Source organism: Sphingobium cupriresistens, from assembly GCF_004152865.1.
Lineage (GTDB): Bacteria > Pseudomonadota > Alphaproteobacteria > Sphingomonadales > Sphingomonadaceae > Sphingobium > Sphingobium cupriresistens.
Genome location: NZ_SEOO01000003.1, coordinates 42,132 through 63,939, shown reverse-complemented (window position 1 = coordinate 63,939; position 21,808 = coordinate 42,132). Strand labels below are relative to the sequence as shown.

At 67.5% G+C, this 21,808-nt stretch carries 20 protein-coding genes; 12 read left to right on the top strand and 8 right to left on the bottom strand.

Annotated features, from left to right (window positions below):
* Position 1 precedes the first annotated feature (1 nt).
* From EWH12_RS22600 to EWH12_RS02795, 4 genes are all read left to right on the top strand, one after another.
* Positions 2-955: a hypothetical protein gene (locus EWH12_RS22600; protein ID WP_242495931.1), complete on the top strand. Its 954-nt coding sequence runs from the start codon at positions 2-4 to the stop codon at positions 953-955.
* An 87-nt stretch (positions 956-1,042) separates the two neighbouring features.
* Positions 1,043-2,128, top strand: coding sequence for a RyR domain-containing protein (locus EWH12_RS22595; protein ID WP_242495930.1), 1,086 nt, complete (start codon positions 1,043-1,045; stop codon positions 2,126-2,128).
* On the top strand, positions 2,116-2,883 hold the full coding sequence (locus tag EWH12_RS02800) for an ABC transporter permease (RefSeq protein ID WP_129925633.1): 768 nt from the start codon (positions 2,116-2,118) through the stop codon (positions 2,881-2,883). The genes EWH12_RS22595 and EWH12_RS02800 overlap by 13 nt, the downstream gene beginning before the upstream one ends.
* Entirely contained in the window at positions 2,880-3,374 is a 495-nt protein-coding gene (locus tag EWH12_RS02795) for an ATP-binding cassette domain-containing protein (protein ID WP_129925726.1), read from the top strand. The genes EWH12_RS02800 and EWH12_RS02795 overlap by 4 nt, the downstream gene beginning before the upstream one ends.
* On the opposite strand, the gene EWH12_RS02790 is transcribed toward EWH12_RS02795, so the two are convergent.
* The 5 genes from EWH12_RS02790 to EWH12_RS02770 all read right to left on the bottom strand — a co-directional run bounded on the left by EWH12_RS02790 (position 3,332) and on the right by EWH12_RS02770 (position 10,231).
* Entirely contained in the window at positions 3,332-3,922 is a 591-nt protein-coding gene (locus EWH12_RS02790; RefSeq protein ID WP_129925632.1) for an ABC-type transport auxiliary lipoprotein family protein, read from the bottom strand. The two genes, EWH12_RS02795 and EWH12_RS02790, sit on opposite strands and share 43 nt — an antisense overlap.
* Complete coding sequence (locus tag EWH12_RS02785) at positions 3,919-4,908, bottom strand: MlaD family protein (RefSeq protein ID WP_129925631.1); 990 nt, start codon at positions 4,906-4,908, stop codon at positions 3,919-3,921. The genes EWH12_RS02790 and EWH12_RS02785 overlap by 4 nt, the downstream gene beginning before the upstream one ends.
* Before the next feature lie 44 nt (positions 4,909-4,952).
* Entirely contained in the window at positions 4,953-8,531 is a 3,579-nt protein-coding gene (locus EWH12_RS02780) for a hydantoinase B/oxoprolinase family protein (RefSeq protein ID WP_129925630.1), read from the bottom strand.
* 139 nt (positions 8,532-8,670) lie between these two features.
* Positions 8,671-9,831 (bottom strand): FAD-dependent oxidoreductase, encoded by a 1,161-nt coding sequence (locus tag EWH12_RS02775; protein WP_242495929.1) that lies wholly within the window; start codon positions 9,829-9,831, stop codon positions 8,671-8,673.
* An 88-nt stretch (positions 9,832-9,919) separates the two neighbouring features.
* Positions 9,920-10,231, bottom strand: coding sequence for a hypothetical protein (locus EWH12_RS02770; RefSeq protein ID WP_242495928.1), 312 nt, complete (start codon positions 10,229-10,231; stop codon positions 9,920-9,922).
* A 131-nt stretch (positions 10,232-10,362) separates the two neighbouring features.
* Here EWH12_RS02770 and EWH12_RS02765 point away from each other — a divergent pair, with 131 nt between their 5' ends.
* The 4 genes from EWH12_RS02765 to EWH12_RS02750 all read left to right on the top strand — a co-directional run bounded on the left by EWH12_RS02765 (position 10,363) and on the right by EWH12_RS02750 (position 14,039).
* A complete protein-coding gene (locus EWH12_RS02765; RefSeq protein ID WP_129925628.1) occupies positions 10,363-11,607 on the top strand; it encodes a putative DNA modification/repair radical SAM protein in 1,245 nt (414 codons plus the stop codon).
* Between the two features lie 74 nt (positions 11,608-11,681).
* Positions 11,682-12,032, top strand: coding sequence for a hypothetical protein (locus EWH12_RS02760; RefSeq protein ID WP_066604803.1), 351 nt, complete (start codon positions 11,682-11,684; stop codon positions 12,030-12,032).
* Between the two features lie 74 nt (positions 12,033-12,106).
* Complete coding sequence (locus EWH12_RS02755; RefSeq protein WP_066599412.1) at positions 12,107-12,577, top strand: hemerythrin domain-containing protein; 471 nt, start codon at positions 12,107-12,109, stop codon at positions 12,575-12,577.
* A 52-nt stretch (positions 12,578-12,629) separates the two neighbouring features.
* A complete protein-coding gene (locus tag EWH12_RS02750) occupies positions 12,630-14,039 on the top strand; it encodes a UdgX family uracil-DNA binding protein (RefSeq protein ID WP_129925627.1) in 1,410 nt (469 codons plus the stop codon).
* 108 nt (positions 14,040-14,147) lie between these two features.
* Here the strand turns inward: EWH12_RS02750 and EWH12_RS02745 are convergent, their stop codons facing one another.
* On the bottom strand, positions 14,148-14,705 hold the full coding sequence (locus EWH12_RS02745) for an outer membrane protein (protein ID WP_129925626.1): 558 nt from the start codon (positions 14,703-14,705) through the stop codon (positions 14,148-14,150).
* A 313-nt stretch (positions 14,706-15,018) separates the two neighbouring features.
* On the opposite strand from EWH12_RS02745, the gene EWH12_RS02740 reads away from it, so the two are divergent.
* Entirely contained in the window at positions 15,019-15,720 is a 702-nt protein-coding gene (locus tag EWH12_RS02740) for a peptidase (RefSeq protein WP_066599406.1), read from the top strand.
* On the top strand, positions 15,720-16,406 hold the full coding sequence (locus tag EWH12_RS02735; protein WP_129925625.1) for a hypothetical protein: 687 nt from the start codon (positions 15,720-15,722) through the stop codon (positions 16,404-16,406). The genes EWH12_RS02740 and EWH12_RS02735 overlap by 1 nt, the downstream gene beginning before the upstream one ends.
* Before the next feature lie 135 nt (positions 16,407-16,541).
* On the opposite strand, the gene EWH12_RS02730 is transcribed toward EWH12_RS02735, so the two are convergent.
* Entirely contained in the window at positions 16,542-16,997 is a 456-nt protein-coding gene (locus EWH12_RS02730; protein WP_129925624.1) for a peptidylprolyl isomerase, read from the bottom strand.
* Positions 16,998-17,166: 169 nt separating this feature from the next.
* Between EWH12_RS02730 and mgtE the strand changes: the two genes are divergently transcribed.
* Complete coding sequence (gene mgtE, locus EWH12_RS02725; protein WP_129925623.1) at positions 17,167-18,603, top strand: magnesium transporter; 1,437 nt, start codon at positions 17,167-17,169, stop codon at positions 18,601-18,603.
* A gap of 43 nt (positions 18,604-18,646) precedes the next feature.
* Positions 18,647-19,045 carry a DUF1489 family protein gene (locus tag EWH12_RS02720; protein ID WP_129925622.1) on the top strand — a complete coding sequence of 133 codons (399 nt, stop codon included), beginning with the start codon at positions 18,647-18,649 and terminating at the stop codon, positions 19,043-19,045.
* Between the two features lie 31 nt (positions 19,046-19,076).
* Here the strand turns inward: EWH12_RS02720 and ppc are convergent, their stop codons facing one another.
* Positions 19,077-21,779: a phosphoenolpyruvate carboxylase gene (gene ppc / locus EWH12_RS02715; protein WP_129925621.1), complete on the bottom strand. Its 2,703-nt coding sequence runs from the start codon at positions 21,777-21,779 to the stop codon at positions 19,077-19,079.
* Positions 21,780-21,808: the final 29 nt, after the last annotated feature.

Sequence of the window (21,808 nt, the reverse complement as noted above, 5' to 3'; positions counted from 1 at the left end):
CATGGGGGGCCAGCCACAGAAGAGCATCAGGAGCCTGCACCTGCCGCCGGTGGCGCCGGTCGTGCGCTTCGGCGCGATGGCCCTCGCCTTCCTGCTGGGCACATGGGGTTTTGCGCAGGCCTTTGCGCAGGCCGGGATCGTATCGACCGTCATGCAGGATGCGATGCGCGCGATGCGGCTGATCGTCGGCAGCTTTCCGCAGGTGCTGGAGGGGCGCGACCTGCCGCTCGCGCTCAACATCGCGCGCTGGGCGCTGCCGCTGCTGACCTTCTGGTCGACGGCGGCTTTGGCCTGGGAGCAGTTGCGCAACCCGCTGCGGCTGGCGCTGATCCGGGCGCGGGGCGAACATCTGGTGATTGCGGGCGACGAGGGCGGGGGCCTTGCCGCGCAGGCGGCGCGCGGCGCGCTGGCGGACGGACGGCGCGTGCTGCTGTGGCCGCAGGACCGGCGCACGACCTGGATCGGCGACGCGCTGGAGGCGGGCGCGGCGGAGGTGGAACAGGGCGTGGCGCAGGAGAGCGCGGCCGCGCTGGCGCTGGACAAGGCGCGCGCGGTGCTGCTGCTGTCGCGGGAGGCGCGCGGCAATATCGCGCTGGCGTCCGCCGTGCTGGCGCAGGCGGCGGCGGTGCGGCCGGCGGGCGATCCGATCGACATCATCCTGCGCGTCGACGACCTCGACCTGCGGCGCAGCGTCGAGCAGCGGTTCGAACATGGCGACCGGCGGACGGCGCGCGTGCGGTTGGCGGCGCTGCCCGACATCGCGGCGCGGCAATTGGCGCTGGCCCGGCCGATCGACGGATTCACCCGCGCGGGACAGGTGGGGCGCGGCGTGTTGGTGATCGGCTTCACCCCGCTGATCGAACGCTATCTGCTCCGCACGCTGGCGGGCGGCCATTATCGCGACGGCGGCAAGCCCGCTTTCGTTATCCACATGGCCGACGCCGCGCAGGGCTAGGCGGCGTTTCGCGCGCGCAATCCCGGCGCGGACGCGCTGTCGCCGCTGCGCTTTGTCGAGGCGCGGCCCGACCCGGCCGGGATCGGCATGCTGATCGACGCCCATGTCGCGGCGTCCGGCGAGCCGGTGGCGATCCTGATCGATCTGGACGACGACGACCGCGCGCTGGCCGTCGCGCTGGCGGTCGATGCGCGCTATCGCGCCGCCGCCCTGCCCGCCCCGCCGATCCATGTGCGGATGGCGGGCGCGCACGATCATCGCATCGGCGCGGGCATCTTCCCCTTCGGCGGCCTGTCCGACCTCGCCGACCCCGACATGCTGTTGCAGGACCGGCACGACGCGCTCGCCCGGTCGATCCATGATTTCTACCTGGAGGGGCGCTTTGCCGAGGGCGAGCGGATCGGCGCGCGCGCGTCGATGCAGGAATGGGAAGACCTGCCCGAAAGCTTCCGCGACGACAACCGGCTGGTCGCCGACTGCTATCAACTCAAACTGCGCGACATCGGCGCGCGGCTGGTCGAGGGAGCCGGACCGTCGCTCAGCCTTTCCCCCGACGAACTGGAGGAATTGTCGCGCGCCGAACATGATCGCTGGATGGCGGCGAAGCTGGTGCAGGGGTGGACCCATGGCGCGGTGCGCGACGACGCGCGGCGGCTGCATCCCGACATCGTCCCCTATGATGACCTCAGCGAAGCGATCAAGGATTTGGACCGGGAGCAGGTGCGGATCATGGCGCGGCTGCTGAGCGCGTCGGGCCGACGGGCGTTGCGGACGCTGACGGTGGCGCTGTTGCCGGGCGGCGAGGATAGTGCGCCCGATCCGGCCGCTTTGGTGGCGGCGTTGCGCGCCCATTATCCCGACCGCGCGCCGGTGTTTGTCGGCGATCTGGCCGATCGCTGGTCGCGCCATTTGCTCGGCCCGTTGCAGGCACAGGGGCAATTGGTACAATTGGCATTGGCTTGCCATGTGCAGGCGATCCTTGACCCCCTGCCGGCCGGAGAAGCCCCCCGCGCCGCGGCGCTGGTGCAAGGCGCGGACGCGATCCATGCGGGCGGCATGACGGCGCTGGCGGCGCGCGCCGACCTGCTGCTGGCGAGCGATCCCAGCCCCGATCCGCGCGCCATCCGCATCGACCCGGACGGCGCGATCGGCCGCGCGCCATGGACGCGCTGAGAGGCGGACCCAAGCTGCTGGCCGCGATCGGCGCGGGGGCATGGCTGACCATGCGCGCGGCGCTGGGCATGGGTCGTCGCCTGATCGCGGGCGATGCGCTGGCGCAGCGGCAACTGGCGGACGGCTTGCCGCTGCATGTCTGGCGGCCATTGCGCACGCTGCTGCCGCTGGCCGCACTGGCCGGGATCATCGCCGGGATCGGCGCGGGGCGGCTGCTGACGCTCTATAATGCGCAGATCCCGGTGCTGAGCGGGCTGGCGGAGATTTTGCTGCGCGACATCGTGCCGCTGCTGGTCGGCCTGTTCGCCTGCGGCAGCGTGTCGGTGGCGCTGTCGTCGCGGCTCGGCGCAATGGCGCTCAACCGGGAAATCGACGCGCTGGAGGCGCTGGGGCGCGATCCGGTCGCCCATGCGCTGGGGCCGGCGCTGGCCGCGGTGCTGCTGTCCGCGCCGATCCATATGCTGCTGGGGGGTATCGCGGCGGTGATCGGCTGCGGGGTCCCGCTGGCGCTGATCGCCAATGTCGGCTGGCCGCTATGGTCCGGCTTCGCCTTTTCCCACGAGGCCGCCGCCGCGATGCTGACCGGCATCGCCAAACTATTGCTCTATGCACTGATCGCCTTTGGCGTGGGCAGCGCGGTGGGGGCAAAGCCGGTGCGGTCACCGGCCGATATCGGGCGGCGCGCGACCACCGCCTTTACCGCCGGATTGCTGGGCATCTTCAGCGCGGCGGCGCTGTGGACGGCTTTGCTGTGAGCGCGCTGCTGGCGTTCGAGGGGGTGAGCCTGGTGCTGGGCGGGACGCGGCTTCTGGATCAGGTCGACCTTGCCATCGAAGCCGGCGATCGGGTCGCGATCCTGGCGGACAGCGGCGCAGGCAAGAGCTGGCTGTTGCGGCTGGCGATCGGGCTGGTCACGCCCGGCAGCGGCACCGTGCGCCTGATGGGCGTGGCGCTGGACGTCGCGCCGCCGGATGTGCGCCGGTTGTTGCGCGCGCGGTGCGGCGTGGCGATGCAGGGCGGGTCGCTGCTCGGCGACCTCAGCGTCGAGGAGAATATGCGGCTGGCGATCGGCACCGGCGACTGGTCCAAGCGGCGGCGCGGGGAGCGGCGGATCGACCGGCTGCTGCTGCTGCTGACGCAGGACCGGGCGCTGGCGGGGCGGCTGTGCGAGCGGGTCTACCGGCTGGAGCGCGGGCGCCTCATTCAGCAGGACGCGGCGGTCACGGTGCCCGACGCGACATCCTGAACGAAGGCGACGACCGCCTGTTCGATCGCGCCCTGGAAGGCAGCGGCGCGGACGGTGCCGGCGGCCGATGCGATCGGCCGGGTCGCGCAATAGCGGCCGGCCCAGATCGCTTTGCCTTGGGCCACCTGCGTCACGTCGAAGGCGACGACCGCCTGTGCGTTACCCGTTGCGCTCAGTTCCTCGAACCGGTCGAGCGTCGCCACCACGCGCCGGTCGGCGGCGAGCGCCAGCGACGGGCCGGTGACGGTGGCGAAGCGGGTGCGTAGCCCGGCGACCAGCGCGCGGGCCAGACTGTCGGCGGGCGGCTCTTCCCAGAAATAGGTGGCGGCCTGATGGATTTCGCCCGGTGCGGCGGCATCGACATAGGCGTAGCGCATCCCGCCCGACAGACCGCGCGCCTGCACCGCCGCGACCGTGAAGCTGGGGGCGGCGACCGGCCGGCCGGGCGCGAATTGGGGCGACAGGCGCATGGTGACCGGCGCATCGCCCGGCCTGAGCGCGGCGCAGGCGGGGAGCGCACAGAGCAGCAGCAGGGCGATCGGCTTCATTTCTGTCCTCCCGGCGGCGGCGGATCGGCATAGCGCTGGCCGCGGATCGCATAGGTGGGATCGCCCGCCAGCCGCTCGCTCAAGGCCCCCAGACTGCTGCTGGTGCGCTCCAGATTGGCGCTGGTCGCCACCAGCGAGGCGGACGCGCCCTCCAATATGCCGCGTACTTCCCCGGCGCTGCTCTTGCCCTCCGCCAGCAGCCCGGCGATGCTGGCCTGATTTTGCGCCACCAGAGACCGGGTTTCGCGCAAGATGCCGTTGAGCGCCGCAACGTCGATTTCGGACGCCCGGCCGGTCGCCTGCCGCACATGCGACAAGGTCAGGGCGATGTCGCCCCGGCCCGGCGTGAAGCTGCGGTCGAGCTGCGTGCTGAGGCTATTGAGCGCGGCGAGCGTTTGCGTGGCGTTGCGGGCGACCTGCGCCATGTCGACCGCCGATCCGTCACCCTGCAACAGGCCCGACAATTTCTGCGCCATGGCGTTAGCGGTGCGGGCGACATTGGCCGCTTCCCCGATCGCGAGGGCTGCGGTTTCGAACAGGTCGGCGGGGCGACGGCAACCGGGCAGCGCACCGGCGGCCTCCCGGCCCGGCACCGGATCGCAGCCATAGGCGCGGCGGGCGGCGGGGCATTGGGCGCTGCCGGTTTCCAGCGCCACCAGTTCGATGCGCGGCGCGGTGAGCGGATTGGCCGAGGCGACGGTGGCGAAGGAGCAGGCGGACGGCTGCCATTTGCGGTCGATGCCCATGGCGACGGCGAAGGTGCGGCTTTGCCGGTTGAGGTCGATCGACCGCACCGCCCCGATCGGCGCCCCCCGGAAATAGACCTGGACACCCGGCGAGACGCCCTCGACATCGTCCAGGGTCGTGGCGATCACCCGCTGGCGGAAGAAAGGATCGGGCACGAGCGCCAGGATCGCGACCATGCCCAAGGCGAGCAGCGCGGCCCCCAATCCCCATCTGATCTGCGTCGTCGAGTCCGGCGTCATGCCCCACTCCCCCTGTAGCAGAACAGACCTGCGCGGGCCGCTTGTCAAGCGTCTCCAACATCGCCAAAGCCGCCGCCGCCCGGCGTTTCGATGACGAAGGCGTCGCCCGCGCGCAGCGATGCCGTAGCGGTCGGGCCGAGCGGTTCGACGCTGCCGTCGGCGCGCTCCACCCGGTTGCGACCGACGTCCCCCGGCGCGCCGCCGTCCAGGCCGAAGGGCGGCACGATCCGGCGGTTCGACAGGATGCCGGCGGTCATAGCCTCCAGGAAGCGGACGCGGCGCAGCGCGCCTTTGCCGCCATGGTGACGCCCCGCCCCGCCCGATCCGGCGCGGATCGAAAATGCCTCCAGCAGCACCGGGAATCGGGTTTCCAATATTTCGGGATCGGTTAGGCGGCTGTTGGTCATATGCGTCTGGACCACGTCGGCGCCGTCGAAATCGGGACCGGCGCCGGAGCCGCCCGCGATCGTTTCATAATATTGGTGGCGGTCGTTGCCGAAGGTAAAATTGTTCATCGTTCCCTGTGCGCCCGCCATGACGCCCAGCGCGCCGAACAATGCGTCGGTCACCACCTGGCTGGTTTCGACATTGCCCGCGACCACGGCGGCGGGATAGCGGGGGCGCAGCATGGAGCCGTCGGGGACAAGGATGGTGATGGGCTTCAGGCACCCGTCGTTCATCGGGACCGCCTCATCGATCAGGGTGCGCACGACATAGAGGACGGCGGCGCGCACGACCGAGACGGGGGCGTTGAAATTGCCTGGCAATTGGGCCGACGACCCGGCGAAATCGATGGTCGCGGCGCGGGCGGCGCGAGCGACATGGACAGCGACATGGACAGTTGCACCGCTATCCATGGCATAGGTGAAGTGGCCGTCGGACAGGCGATCGATCAGGCGGCGGACGGCGGCTTCGGCCTGGTCCTGCACATGGCCCATATAGGCGGCTATTGTTTCGTTACCGTAACTATCACTGATACGGCGCAATTCGCTCGCGCCCTTGGCGCAGGCGGCGATCTGGGCGGAGAGGTCCGCGATATTCTGGTCGATATTGCGCGCGGGCCATGGCCCTGCGCCGAGCAGGTCGCGGATGGCAGCTTCCTGAAACATGCCGCGATCGACCAGCAGCATATTGTCGAGGACGATGCCCTCTTCCTCGACGGAGGTGCTGCCGGGCGGCATCGATCCGGGGGTGATGCCGCCGATATCGGCATGATGGCCGCGCGCGGCGACATAAAAGGATGGGGTGACGAGATCGCCCGCGAACACCGGCATCACCACGGTGACGTCGGGCAGATGCGTGCCGCCATCATAGGGGGCGTTGAGGGCATAGACGTCGCCCGGCCGCATCCCGCGCCCGTCGATCGGCGCACCGTCCGCGCCAACCCCGCGCCGCCGCATGATCGTGCGGATGCTGTCGCCCATGCTGCCCAGATGCACCGGCATATGCGGCGCGTTGGCGACCAGATGGCCCGCCGCGTCGAACAGCGCGCAGGAAAAATCGAGCCGCTCGCGGATATTGACCGAGGAGGCGCTATGCTGGAGCGCGGCGCCCATTTCCTCGGCGATCGCCATGAACAGACCGCCCATCACCTCCAGCCGGACCGGATCGACGGCGGCGGCGTCGCCGCTTTCGGGCCGGGCGCGTGGGATGTGGCGCGTGAGGATCAAATTGCCATGGCCATCGAGCCGCGCGCGCCAGCCCGGTTCGACCGCGGTGGTGGAGACGGGATCGATGATGAGCGCCGGGCCGTCGATGACGCTATCGGCGGACAGGCCGGCGCGGTCATGAACGGGCGCGGCGTCGCCCGCATAGTCGACATGGGCCAGCGGCGGGGCGGCCTGCGCCGCGATCGCCGCGATGCCGTCCATGGCTTCGTGCGCCGATGCGATCGCCTCCACCCGCGCCATATCAACCAATATGCCCCCCTTGCCCGCGAAGCCGAAGCGGGCGTGATGCTGGGCCAGGAAATCGGCACGCATGGCGTCCACATCCCCCAGCGGCACGTCGAACAGGCTGTCGGCGCCATCATAGCGCAGCCGCAGCAGCGTTTCGATCCGGTCGGCCTGTGGCAGGTCGGCGCGGGCGTCGGCGGCTAGGGTGGCGAGCGCCGCGTCCAGCCCATCGTCACCTAATGGCAGCGCGATCGTCTTCTCCCGCACCGCCCGCCGATCAGCCAAGCCCATGCCATAAGCGGACAACACGCCGCCCAGCGGATGGATCATCACCCGGTCCATGCCCAGCGCGTCGGCGACCAGGCAGGCATGTTGCCCGCCCGCCCCGCCGAAGCTGGCGAGCGTGTAGCGGGCGACGTCATGGCCGCGCGCGACCGATATGCGCTTGATCGCATTGGCCATGCTGGCGACGGCGACCGCGACGAAGCCCTGCGCGGCGTCGCGCGGCGTCATGGCGCGGCCGGTCTCCGCCTCCACCTGCGCGCAGAGGGCGGCGAAGCGCGCCTCCACCGCTTGGCGGTCGAGCGGCTGGTCGCCGTTCGGGCCGAACAGGCTGGGGAAATGATCCGGCTGGACCTTGCCCAACAGGACGTTGCAGTCGGTGATGGTGAGCGGCCCGCCGCGCCGGTAGCAGGCAGGCCCCGGCACCGCGCCCGCGCTTTCCGGGCCGACACGGAAACGCCCGTCCAGGAACGAACAGACGGAGCCGCCGCCCGCCGCGATGGTATGGATGCGCATCATCGGCGCGCGCAGGCGCACCCCCGCCACCCGCGCCTCATTGTCACGCTCATAGACGCCGGCATAGTGCGACACATCGGTCGAGGTGCCACCCATGTCGAAGCCGATGACCTCGGTGAAGCCCGCCTGCTCTGCCGTTCGTGCCAAACCGACGATGCCGCCGGCCGGGCCGGACAGCACCGCATCTTTGCCCCGGAACAGCGCGCCGTCGGTCAGGCCGCCGCTCGACTGCATGAAAAGCATCTCTGCCTGATCGCCCAGCGCATCGCGCAAGCCATCGACATAGGCGCGCAGCACCGGCGAGAGATAGGCGTCGGCCAGCGTCGTATCGCCGCGCCCGACCAGCTTGATGAGGGGGGCGACATCATGGCTGGCGCTGATCTGGGTGAAGCCGATATCGGCCGCGATCCGCGCCAGCGCCCGTTCGTGATCCGGGTAGAGATAGCCGTGCATCAGCACGATCGCGACGGCGCGCAACCCCTTGTCATAAGCGCCCTGCAACGCGGCGCGCGCGGCGCTTTCGTCCAGCGCCACGCGCACCGTGCCGTCGGCCATCAGCCGCTCGTCCACCTCGACCACATCGGCGTGGAGCGGATCGGGCAGGCGGATGCGGCGCGCGAACAGGTCCGGCCGTTCCTGCGTGCCGATGCGGATCGCGTCGCGGAACCCGCGCGTGATCGCCAGCAGCACCGGCTCGCCCTTGCGCTCCAGCAGCGCATTGGTGGCGATGGTGGTGCCGATGCGCAGGACGCAGGGCGGGATCGGCCCTTCACCAGAGCCGGTCAGCCGCCGCACGGCTTCGACCGCCGCATCGGCATAGCGTTCCGGGTCGCTCGACAGCAATTTGGCGGTGTGCAGCCGCCCATCGGGCGCGCGCGCCACCACATCGGTGAAGGTGCCGCCGCGGTCGATCCAGAAATGCCAGGTCATGGGCGCAGGTGATGGCGGCGCGGGGGTGGAATGGCAAGAGACGGGTGGAAAGCATCAGGGACCATTGGCCATCATCCAATACCGTCATTCAGCAAAGGCCGGGATGACGGAGAAATGCGGATACCCCGCTCCCTCCCTGTTACGCCCCCTTACCGTCCGCCCAGAATTGCGCCAGTTGCAGCACCGACGCCTGGGCCGCTGCGTAATCCGGTTCTTCGTTTGCGTCATTATAGCCGAACCATTCGTCGGCCCCGACTTCCTGCACGACGATGCCGTCGCGCCGGGCGAGCATGGATAGCGAGCCATAATAGACGCCGTAGGTCGCGCCCGCCTGCGGGATCAGCCAGGCGATCTGGCCGCGGACCGGCACGATGCTCTCATCCCGCCACAGCGCGCGGGCGCCATAGCCGGTGCAGTTGATGATCGATTTCTGGCGCAGCTTCGTCACGTCATTGGGATCGTGCAGTTCCATAGGTACGACCTTGCCCCCCGCCAGCCGGAAATCGGCCATGAGTTGATGGGCCAGGTCGGCGACGTTGAAGGTCAGGCCGCTGCCGCGTCGGGCATAGGCCGGGCGGAAGGGGTGGGCGCCGGGCGCCAGTTCGACCGAGCGTGGGGTGATGTCGGCCAGTCGCTGTTCGAGGCGGAGAAATTCATCGGGATGCTCGCCTGTCGGCGCGTGTCGCACCCGTTCGGTGAAGGGCGTGTCCGACAGAATGTAGCGGTCGGTCCATTCGACCGGGTCGCCGGGCAGGCCCAGATAGCTCTGGTGCATGGTGAAAGACGCACGGGCCATCGCCTCCCACCGGTCGCCGAAGCCCGGATCGACCGCCTTCTGCATCGCGATCCGGCTGTCGGGCGTCCAGCCGCCGGTCGCGCGGGCGGAGCGGACATAGGGAAATTGCTCTTTGGCATAGATGGTGACGTCGGCCCCGGCGCGCTGGGCGGTGAGCGCGGCGGTCAGGCCCAGCGCGCCCGCGCCGATCACCGCAACGTCGCGCACTCCGTCCGCCAGCGCCATGCCGACCGCGACCTGCGCCGATCCCCAGGATAGCGACCAGCCGCTGCCGCCATGGCCATAATTATGCACCACCCGCTTGGCCCCGACCCGCTCCACCTCGATCCGCGGCCCGGCGGCGCGGAAAGGGCGCAGGCAGACGGTGACGCGAAACAGGCGATCGGGGGTGGCGCGGATCGGCGGCGGCATCCCCTCGCACAGATTCGCCGTGCGGCCCGCCGTCCCCAGCGACAGCGCCGCCATGCCGCCCATGCCCCGGCCCAGAAATGCGCGCCTGTCCACTCGCCTGTCTCCCTGTTCGCTTCGCCCTTTTGACATAACGAACGACTGCGCGGGAGCCGCAAGCGCTGGCAGGTCGCGCCAGCGGCGATCAGTTGCCGTCGGCGTCGACCGTGAACACCATCGGCTTGCCGCGCGATCCGGGTTCCCAGCCCGCCTCCAGAGCGGCGCGGATGCCGCGCGCGATCATCGCATCGTTGATCTGGAGCCGGCCGCGCTGCAATCCCTTGAGCAGCCGTTTGGGCGGGGGAAATTCCAGCAACGCGCCGCGCTGCATATCCTTCTGCAACAGGGCGATGGCCATGCCTTTCCACCCGTCGATGTCGCTCCACTGCGGCTCGCGCCGCAATTCCCATTCATATGTGAAGCCGTCGACGTCGACGGAACCGCTACTACTGTGCATGGCGACGCGCATAGCATGGTTAGCCGCGCGCGCCAGCTTTCTTGCCCGGCCCCCTCCCGGCCCCCTGATCCTTGGGGCAGGACTGATCGAGATTGTGGACAAGCGCCTTACACGAACATATCAGGAACGATATGGCCCAGCTTTCCACCCGTTCGAAACTCGAAATCCTCGCCGACGCCGCCAAATATGATGCGTCCTGCGCTTCGTCGGGCACCACCAGGCGCGACAGCCGCAGCGGCAAGGGGATCGGATCGACCGAGGGCATGGGCATCTGTCACGCCTATGCGCCCGACGGCCGCTGCATTTCGCTGCTCAAGATATTGCTGACCAACAGTTGCATCTTCGATTGCCATTATTGCATCAACCGCCGGTCCAGCGATGTCCGCCGCGCCCGCTTCACCGCGCAGGAGGTGGTGGACCTGACCCTGAGCTTCTACCGCCGTAATTATATCGAGGGGCTTTTCCTGTCGTCGGGCATCATCCGCTCGTCCGACTATACGATGGAGCAGATGGTCGAGGTGGCGCGATCGCTGCGCGAGGACCATCATTTTCGCGGCTATATCCATCTCAAGACCATTCCCGACGCCGACCCGGCGTTGATCCACCAGGCAGGGCTCCATGCCGATCGCCTGTCGATCAATGTCGAGTTGCCGACCGAAAGCGGCCTCAAGCGGCTGGCCCCGGAAAAAAATGGGGTGCGGATCGAAGGGGCGATGAGCCGGTTGCGCAGCGACATGGAGGATGGGCAGGACGCCCGCCGCAAATATAAGAGCGCGCCGCATTTTGCCCCCGCCGGCCAATCGACCCAGATGATCGTGGGCGCCGACGCGGCCGACGACCGGGCGATCATCGCGCGGGCCAGCAGCCTGTATGACCGGCACAAGCTGCGCCGCGTCTATTACAGCGCCTTCTCCCCCATCCCCTCGCCCAGCGCGGTGCTGCCGCTCAAGCGCCCGCCATTGCTGCGCGAACATCGGCTCTACCAGTCCGACTGGATGATCCGATTCTATGGCTATGACGCGCAGGAGATCGCCGCCGCGACGGATGCGGCGACGGGCTGCCTGCCGCTCGACATCGATCCCAAGCTCGCCTGGGCGCTCAACCATCGCGCGACCTTCCCGGTCGATGTCAACCGCGCTCCGCGCGAGGCGCTGTTGCGAGTACCGGGCCTGGGGGTGAAAGCGGTGGATCGTATCCTGTCGAGCCGCCGCCATCGCCGCCTGCGGCTGGACGATGTCGCGCGTCTGACGACATCCATCAGGAAGCTGCGCCCCTTCCTGATCGCGGCGGATTGGCGACCCCTGGCGCTGATCGACAGCGCCGACCTGCGCGCGCGGGTCGCGCCGCCCGCGCAGCAGCTGGATTTGTTCGCCTGAACGCCGATTTACGGTTGATCCATGCCGCGACTCGTGAAATTCTGTCGTCAGGGTCAAGCAAGGAGTTCGAGGCTTTGGCGACGGCGCTCGGCAATCGCACATATCAGCGCAAGGCGTTTGCGAAGCGGATCAGCACGCATCTGGCGGCGTCGCTGGTTGTCTTCTGCCTGCTTCAGATCGGCATCGTCGCCAAGACCGGCGGCTCGCTCGTCCTGCATCTGGGCGTCATCGTCGCGATTGGCGGCTATGCCGTGGCCGCGCGCGGACTGGAACGGCGCTGGCAGTTGCTGGAACGGGGCGGCCTGCCCGACAGCGGCCTTGCCGTGCGCTTCCGTCGCGACGTGGCGCAACTGTGGGCCGCCAGCCTGTTGGGGGCGCTGCTCTGGATTCCGGTCGCGATCATCTTCCGCTTTCTGTTCGGCTGAATATCGGTCGGCTTTTTGGCGGGAGCCAATTGCCGCGCCTGTCGTTGTCTGTCCTCGAAAGAGGAGGACCAATCATGGCCGACGCCAATATTTTCGACCGCCTGAAGCAGGATCACGACACCCATCGCCAGTTGTTCGACAAGATGGCCGACGCGGAGCGCGAAAAGAACGAGGACCGGCTGGAAAAGCTGTTCGAGCAGTTCAAGGTCGAAGTGTCAGCCCATGCCGCCGCAGAGGAGGAAACCCTCTACGCCACCATGCTGGCCCGCCCGGACCTGCGCGAGGATGCGCAGCACAGCGTATCCGAGCACAAGGAGATAGACGATTATCTCGAAGAGCTGGACGCGCTAAAATTCAACGGCGAGGCATGGCGCAAGAAATTCGCCGAGATGAAGAAGCGCTACCTCCACCATATCGAGGAGGAAGAGGAGGAGATGTTCCCCGACGCCGCCAAGGAATTGACGGCGCAGGACGAGGATCGACTGGGCAAGCTGTTCGCCAAGCGCAAGCCGGCCGAACTGGAGCGCGCGCAGGCCGAGGACTGAAGGCCGAAGCTGCAATCGGCCCGCCGCCGGTGTCGCGCGTGGATCGGACGCTATGTATCGCATCGCACTGACCGCCCCGGACGATTTCGACGGCTGGCGGTCAGCAGCGCGGCGCTTGGCGATGCAGGGCGTCGATCCCGCCGACATCGTCTGGCAGGTGGGGGACGCGGGCGGCGATCTGTTCGGCGATGCGCCCCTGCCCCCTGAACGTCCCGGCGCAGCCTTTTCCGTGCCGCGCGCTTTCGTCGATCTTGCGCAAAGCGCGATCCTGCATAGCGACCCCGAACGCTTCGCCCTGCTCTATGCGCTGCTGCGCCGGCTGCGCGATCGGCCGGGGCGGATGGAGGACAAGGCCGATCCGCTGCTGCGGCGGGTCGATATGCTGGCCAAGGCGGTGCGGCGCGACATCCACAAGATGCGCGCTTTCGTCCGGTTCCGTGCGTTAGAGGATAATATTGGGCTGCGCTTCGTCGCCTGGTTCGAACCCGATCATCATATCGTCCGCGCCAATGCGGGCTTTTTCATGCGCCGCTTCGCGTCCATGCGCTGGTCGATCCTGACGCCGGCGGCCAGCATCCATTGGGACGGCGACGTCTTGACCGAGGGACCGGGCGCCAGCCGCGCCGGCGCACCCGCCGACGATCCGGTCGAGGAGATGTGGAAGGGCTATTATGCCGCGATTTTCAATCCGGCCCGGCTCAAGACCGGGGCCATGCTGTCCGAAATGCCGAAAAAATATTGGCGCAACCTGCCCGAAGCCGCGCTTATCCCCGACCTTATCGCCGGGGCGCAGGCGCGCGAGGCGGCCATGATCGCCACGCCCCCCCTGCCCGAAAAAGCGCCGCCCAAGCGCCAGGGCAATGCCGCCGCCGTCTGGGCGGCGGTTCGCAGCGAGGCGAAGACCTGCACCCGCTGCCCGTTGCATCGGAACGCCACGCAGACGGTGTTCGGCGAAGGACCGCTCGACGCGCCCCTGTTCTTCATCGGCGAACAGCCTGGCGATCAGGAGGATCTGGCCGGGCGGCCGTTCGTCGGACCGGCGGGGCAATTGTTCGACCGGTCGTTGGCGGCGGCGGGCGTCGACCGATCGCGCGCTTACGTCACCAATGCGGTCAAGCATTTCAAGTTTGAGAGGCGAGGGAAACGCCGCCTGCATCAATCACCCGACGCTGGCGAGATCGAAGCGTGCCGCTGGTGGCTGAACCAAGAGATCGATCTGGTCCGCCCGCGCATCATCGTCGCGCTGGGCGCGTCCGCCGCGCGCGCGATGCTGGGCAAGGCGGTGACGATCAGCCGGACACGGGGTGAGGCGATCGCGCTCGATGGCGGTGCGGAGGGCTGGGTGACGGTGCATCCGAGCTATGTGCTGCGCCTGCCGGACGAGGGTCGCCGGGCGGAGGAGCAGGCCCGCTTTATCGAGGACCTGCGCGCTATTGGCGAGCGGGTGAAGACACTGGCCTGAGCGGGGAATGCGGAACGGCTACAGTCCAAAGAAGCCGCTCCGCACCCCAACTTCCGTTCGGAAGCTGACTCAAAGGCGGGGCGGGCATGGCACCCGCCCGCCCATTATTCAGAATTTTGCGACGACGCCCGCCATCGGGCGGATCGAGTGGAAATCGCCGGTCGTATCGGCCTGCACGCGCAGGCGGATATTGCTGCTCTGGGCCGAACCGCCCATGTCGGCGGGCGACAGTTCGACGCCGGCGCCATAGGTCATGCCGTGATAGTCGCGGCTATCCTTGCCGAGCGCGTCGAAATTGGTCCACTGATAGCCGACCTTGGTGAAGATCATGCTGTCCTTGCCCGCCTTCACGCCGACCCGGCCCGCGGCGCCATATTCCCAGTCGATGTCGCCCGACACGCCCTTGGACGCGGTGCCCTCGACGCCCAGCACCAGCGGCCCTGCGACATTGACGTTCACGCCTGCCACGCCTTCGACCATGCGGCCTTTGTAACCGACCGGCGGGATGCCTTCCTTGCTGGTTTCGCTGTCATAATTATGCACGCCACCCATCACGCCGACATAGGGTTCGATGCGGCGGGTGGACGAACCGGCGTCATCTTGCGCCATGGCGGCGGCAGGCAACAAGGACGCGGCGGCGGCTGCCGAAAAAAGCAGTGTCTTCATGGGGGTGACCCTTTGTCTATTGTGGATTTGTTCAGCGGCGGTTTGGACCCGCCGGGCCGATGCGAGCGCTTAAAGCTGCGATCGACAGGGGAAAGAATGACCGGACCGGCCGGAAGGTTTCCTGAACAATTCACAAAAGCTGGCCGAAAGGCGATTATGTGACGGAAAGAACACGCTTTCTGTCGCCCCGATGAACAAAAGCCGACATTTCTGAACCTGCGATAAACGCTGGTGCGGAAAGGATAATCCATTCACAACCAATTCAACCGGGCCGCGTTAAGCAAAGGATCAGATGGAGATGAGGAGAAAGGCGATGACGGGCATCCGACATCGGTTCCTGGCGGTAATCGGACTTGCAGGCGCGCTGACCCTGGGTGGTTGCGCCTATGATGACGGCTATGGCTATGGCGGCGTCAGCGTGGGTAGCGGCTATTATGGCAATGGCGGCTATTATGGAGACGGCTATTATGGGCCGTCGGGCTATTATCAGCCCGGTGGTTTTGGCGGTTGGTACGACAATTATTATTATCCCGGCAACGGCTATTATGTCTATGACCGCGGCGGTCGACGCCACCGCTGGAATGACGGGCAACGCCGGTATTGGGAAGGCCGTCGGACCGAACGCGGCGACGATGGTCGCTGGCGCGGCCGGGATCGCGATCGGGACGGCACTTGGCGCGATCGCGATCGGCAACCGGGCAATGGCAACTGGACCCGTCCGCCCCAGGGCGGCGACCGGGATCGAGACCGCGGCGATCGCAATTGGGGACGGGATCGCAATGATGGCCAGGGTCGCGACCGCAACCAGTGGCGCGGCAATGACCGCGGCCGGGGCGATGGCGCGCGACCCACGCCGCAGCCGGGCCTGCGCCAACCCCAAACCCGACCACAGGCGCAACCTCAACCCCGCCCGTCGCGACCGCAGGTCAGCCAGCCGCGCCCGCAGCGCGACTGGGGTGGCGCGGGCCGCGTGACGCGCGGGCGCGAACCGGCGGCGCGGGTCCGTCCGAACTGATGCGGGCAGCGATCAAGACCGCCGCCCTGTTGTCCCTCCTGCTCGTCGTCGCCTGCGACGGGCGGGAGGAGAGCGCGATCGACAATCTGGCCAATGGCGCCAATGCCGCGCAGGTGGAAAACCAGTTTCGCGCCGAAGCGATGGCGGTGATGGAGCCGCTCAACCCGCCCGCCCCCGGCGCGCCGGGCGGTTTGCCCGTCGATCCCGCCCCGATCGCCGAAGGATCGATCGACCCCGACAGCGCGCAGGGCGCGGCGCAGGTGGTGCAGGGCTATTATGGCCTGCTGGAGGAAAAGCGGTTCGAGGATGCGCAGGATCTGTGGAATCCCGCAGGCGCGATCGGATTGCAGGACGACGCCCATTTCGCCGCGCGCTTTCGCGGCTTTAGCGAGATTCACGCCAATGTCGGCGCGCCATCCGACCCGGAAGGGACGGCCGGATCGATGCATGTGACAGTGCCGGTGCAGGTCTATGGGCGCATCGCCGCCAATGGCCGGCCCTGGCATGTGCTGCGGCAGGTGGTGTTGCGCCGCGTCGATGACGTCCCCGGATCGACGCAGGAACAACGGCGCTGGCATATCGAAACGATCGGGGCTTATCAGCCGCCGGTGGATGCGCCCGGTGCGGATAACGGCACGGAGGCGCAGGCCATTTCGGTGACCGACGGGATGGCGAAACGACCGTAGAGGCCGGCAAGGTGATTGCCGGATCGATCGGCGCACCGCCTTCCGCTCGCAATCCCGATGATTCGTCACCGCCTGTAAAAAAGACGCCCGGTCTTTGCGACAGGACGCCTTTTCCTATCCGATGTCAGGCTGATCTCAGGCGACGGTCGCCGTGACGATCTTGCCCGGCGTGCGCGGCGGCTCGCCCTTGGGCAAGGCGTCGACATATTCCATGCCCGACGTCACTTCGCCCCAGACGGTATATTGACCGTCCAGGAAGGTGGCGTCGTCGAAGCAGATGAAGAACTGGCTGTTGGCGCTGTTCGGATTCGACGAACGGGCCATCGAGCAGACGCCGCGGATATGCTTTTCACGGCTGAATTCGGCCTTGATGTCGGGCTTGTTGGGGTGGCCGCCCATGCCGGTGCCGGTCGGATCGCCGCCCTGCGCCATGAAGCCGGGGATGACGCGGTGGAAGACCACGCCGTCATAAAAGCCTTCCTTGGCGTTTTCCACGATGCGCGCGACATGGCCAGGGGCCAGGTCGGGGCGCAGCTTGATCACGACGTCGCCGCCGCTGTCGAGGGTAAGGGTAAGGGTTTCGTCGGCCATGAAGCATCCTCTCATGTGGGAAGGGGTGATGCCCCCCATATAGAGGCTTCAAAAGGGGATGGAAGTTTCTTGTGGAGAAGGCGTCAACCGCCCGTCACCCCATTGCAATTCCATGTTGCATGGGCGAAAGCATCCGCCATGTTACAGGAACCGGACAGTAGGGGGCGCCATGAGCGAGCGCGGCGATCCAGCCGACCCCCTGTTGCGTGGGGACGACACGGACGATGAAACGATCCTTGAACAGGCTGAAACAGGCCTGGACGAGGATGATCGGCTGAAGCCCGAATTCCTGTCCTCCGTGCTTGACGCGGTGGAGGATGGCGACAGTGAAACCGCGCGCGACCTGGTGTCGCCGCTCCACCCGGCCGACATTGCCGACCTTCTGGAACTGACGCCGTCGGACCGGCGCGCCGATGTCGCCTCTGCGCTGGGCGACTTGGTCGGCGCGGAAGTTCTGTCGGAACTTAACGACTATGTCCGCGACGACCTGATCGGCGCGCTGGCGCCCGAACAGGTCGCCGAATTCGCCGCCGAACTCGATACCGACGACGCCGTCGCGATGATCGAGGATATGGAGGAGGCCGACCAGCAGGCCGTCCTTGACGCGCTCGACCCCGAAGACCGCGCCGCGATCGAAAGCGCGCTGTCCTACCCGGAAGAATCCGCCGGTCGCCTGATGCAGCGCGATCTGGTCGCGGTGCCGGCGCATATGACGGTCGGTCAGGTGATCGACTATCTGCGCGACAATGCCGACCTGACGCAGGATTTCTGGGAAATCTATATCGTCGATGCGGCCCATCGGCCGATCGGCTATTGCCAGCTTAGCTGGATTCTGACCTGCCCCCGCGGCATCGCCATGACCGACCTGATGAAGCGCGAACAGACGCTGATCCCGGTCGACATGGATCAGGAAGAAGTCGCGCTGCGCTTCCAGAAATATGCGCTGATCTCCGCCGCCGTGGTGGATTCGGCGGGCCGTCTGGTCGGCATGATCACGGTCGATGACGTCGTCCACATCATCGCCGAGGAAGCGGGCGAAGACATACTCCGCCTGTCGGGCGCGGGCGAAGGCGACATCAACCAGCCGATCCTGATGACGGTGCGCACCCGCCTGGTCTGGCTGGTCGTCAATCTGGGCACCGCCATGGTCGCCGCGTCGGTGGTGGGCCTGTTCGAAGATACGATCGAACATCTGGCGATGCTGGCCGCGCTGATGGGCATCGTGTCGGGCATGGGCGGCAATGCGGGCACGCAGACGCTGGCGGTCATGGTGCGCGCCATCGCCACCAATCAGGTCACCAGTTCCAACACATTGCGCATGATCGTGCGGGAATTTCGCATCGCCGCGACCAATGGATCGGTGCTGGGCGTGCTGATCGGCATCGGTTCCTATCTGATCTACGGCCAGCTTGGCCTGTCGCTGGTGTTCGCCACCGCGATCCTCATCAACAATATGGTGGCGGGTCTGGCGGGCGTGCTGATTCCCGTGACGCTCGACCGGCGTAACATCGATCCAGCCATATCCTCGGCCGTGTTCGTGACGATGATGACCGATTCGCTGGGCTTCTTGACCTTTTTGGGGCTGGCTACGCTCTTCCTGACCTGATGATGCATTGATCTGGCGGCTTCGGCCGCCCATGTGCTGACCCATGCCGCTCCACATGACCAAGATCGCCTTCCGCAGCGAAAGCCCCGCATCCTTGCGCGCCTGGCTGGAAAGCCATGCGGGCGAAGCACGGCTCACGACCCGTTACCTGCCCAAGCGGGTGGAGGAGATGGCGGGCGGGTCGCTCTACTGGATTCACGGCCATATGCTGGTCGGCCGCAGCCCGATCCTGGGCTTTGAGGAAACAGGCCAGGGCCGCCACTGGATCCGGCTGGAACCGCGCCTGATCCCGGTCCGCGCCAAGCCCAAGCGCGCGCATCAGGGCTGGCGCTATCTGGAGGATGCGGATGCCCCGCCCGACTTGGACGGGAGCGAGGCTGACGACCTGAACCCCATGCCCGCCGCTTTGCTGGGGGAATTGAGCAAGCTGGGGCTGGTGTAGGGCGAACGGCGTTGGCGTTAGCTTTCTTTGCCTACCCGCTATTGCGCAGCGCCGTCGCGATCGCGTTGATCGACAATTCGATCCCCTCCTTGATCCGCGGATCATCCTCGCCCGCGCGATGGCGTTTGAGCAATTCCACCTGGAGCAGGTTCAGCGGCTCGATATAGGGCAGGCGCAACCGGATGGAGGCGTCCAGCGCCGGATTCTTCTCCAGCAGCCGCGACTGGCCGGTCGCGGCCAGCAGTCCGTCATGCGCCTGTTGCCACCCCTCGCGGATACGGCCGAACATCGCCTCGCCCGCCGCCTGGTCCTCCACCAGCGGCAGGTAGCGCGCGGCGATGCCGAGGTCCGACTTGGCCAGCACCATCTCCAGATTGGCGAGCGCGGATTTCAGGAACGACCAATGCTGCCCCATGTCGGCCAGCAAAGCCTTGTCCTCAAACTGTGCCAGCGCCTGCCCCACGCCATACCAGCCCGGCAGCATCACCCGCGCCTGCGCCCAGCTGAACACCCAGGGGATGGCGCGCAGATCCTCGATCGCGTTGCTCTTCGTCCGGCTGGCGGGGCGCGACCCGATCTTGAGGCCCGAAATCTCCTGGATCGGAGTGAGCTGGCGGAAAAACTCCTTGAACCCCTCCGTGCCGTACACCAGGTCGCGATAGGCGGCGAAGGCGTTTTTCGACAGTGCGTCCATCGCCGCGCTGAACCGGGCGGCGTCGCGATCGGAAATCCCCTCCGGCTCCAGGCTGGCGAGCAGGGTGGCGCTGGTCATCGCCTCCAAATTGGTCATGGCGACGTCGCGCGAGCCGAATTTGGCGGCGATCATCTCCCCCTGTTCGGTGATGCGGATGCGCCCCTGCACGCTGCCGCGCGGCTGCGCCTGGATCGCGGCGAAGGCCGACCCGCCGCCGCGCCCCACCGCGCCGCCGCGGCCGTGGAACAGCTGCATCGCCGCCCCGGCGTCGGCGAACACCGGCTCCAGCGCCTGGCTCGCCTTGTACAGGCTCCAGGTCGATGTGATGTAGCCGCCATCCTTGTTGCTGTCGGAATAGCCGATCATCACTTCCTGATGGCCCCGCGCCTTCACGACGCCGGCGATTTCGGGCAGGCCGAAATAGGCGGTCATGATGGCGGGCGCAGCCTCCAGATCGGCGATCGTCTCGAACAGCGGGATCGCCATGATCGCGGCCTGCGGCGGCGCGCCATCCACGCCCGCCTGCCACAGCCCCGCTTCCTTCAGCAGGATGCTGACCTCCAGCATGTCGGACACGCTTTCGGCCTTGGAGATGATATAATGGGTGATGCAGGCCGGTCCGTACAGCCGGTGCGCGGTCGCGGCGGCATGGACGATCGCCAGTTCGGACGTGGTTTCCTCGCCATAAGCGGAAAAACGAGACCCCAGCGGACGATTGCTGGCCAGTTCGCGGCGCAGCAGCGCGATCCGCGCATATTCGTCGAGCGCGAGATAGTCCGCCTCAACCCCCGCCGCCTTGAGCAGTTCCGCCACCACCCGCTCATGCACGGCGCTGTTCTGGCGCATGTCGAGCGTGGCGAGGTGAAAGCCGAACGTCTCCACCGCGCGGATCAGCCGCCCCAGCGCCCCCCCGGTCGCCAGCGCGCCGTCGCCCTCGCTCGCCAGCCCCTGCGCCACCGTCACCAGATCGCGGCGGAACTCCTGGGGTGTCGCATAGGCGTCCCCCTTCAGGCTCGACGGCCGCGCCGGCTGCCCGCCGGTCAGCGCGGTGCAGGTGGCGGCCAGCCGCGCATAGATGCCGGACAAGGCGCGGCGATAGGGTTCGTCCTTGCGACTGGGCGATGCGTCGCCGCTGGCGTCCGCCAGGTCCAGCACCGCCTGCGGCACATGGGCGAGTTCGGTCGAGAGCGAGAGTTCCGCCCCCAGCGCATGGAGCGCGTCGAGATAATAGGCGATCGCCGCCTGGCAGCCGCGTTTCAGTGCGAACTCCAGTTGCGGCGCCTGGACGAAGGGATTGCCGTCGCGATCGCCGCCGATCCACGACCCCACCCGCAGGAAGCTTTGCGGCCGCGCGCCCAGCACCCGCTCCCACCGCGCATAGAGCGCGGGCAGCACCGGCAAAAACGTGTCGCGGAAATAGGCGAGCACATTATCGATCTCGTCGGCGACGAACAATTTCTCGCGCCGCAACGGCCGCGTCTGCCACAACAAGGCGATCTGGCGGAAAATCGCCTCGTCCAGATTTTCGCCCTCTGCCGTCTCGATCCGCCCGGCATCCTTGAGGTGCATCAGGTCGGCGATGCGATTCTTGTGGTCGATCATGCTCTTGCGCCGCACCTCGGTCGGGTGGGCGGTCAGGACCGGCACCATCAGGCTGTGCGCCAGCAGGCCCAGCACCGCATCCTTGTCGATGCCATGCGATTCCAGCCGCGCGACCGCCGACGCCACATCCGCGCCCGGCTCCGCCGCCACCCCCTGCCGATCCTCGGCCAGGTTGGCGAGCATCGAAAACAGCATGAAACCGCGGGTGAAATTGAGCGTATCGTCCAGATCGAGCGCGTCCAGCCCGCTATCGGTCAGGTCCGCCCCCTGCAATCCCCGCGCCCGGTCGACCGAGGCCGATCGGATATATTCGGTCTGCTTATAAAGCTTCTCCCCCCCATAAGCGCGGATGACATCGCCCAGCAGCCGCCCCAGATAGCGAATGTCGGGATTTTGCGTGATCGCCGGAGCGGACGGGGAGGGGGAAAGAGTCGCCATGGCAAGGATGCTGCATTGCAACAGGGGAA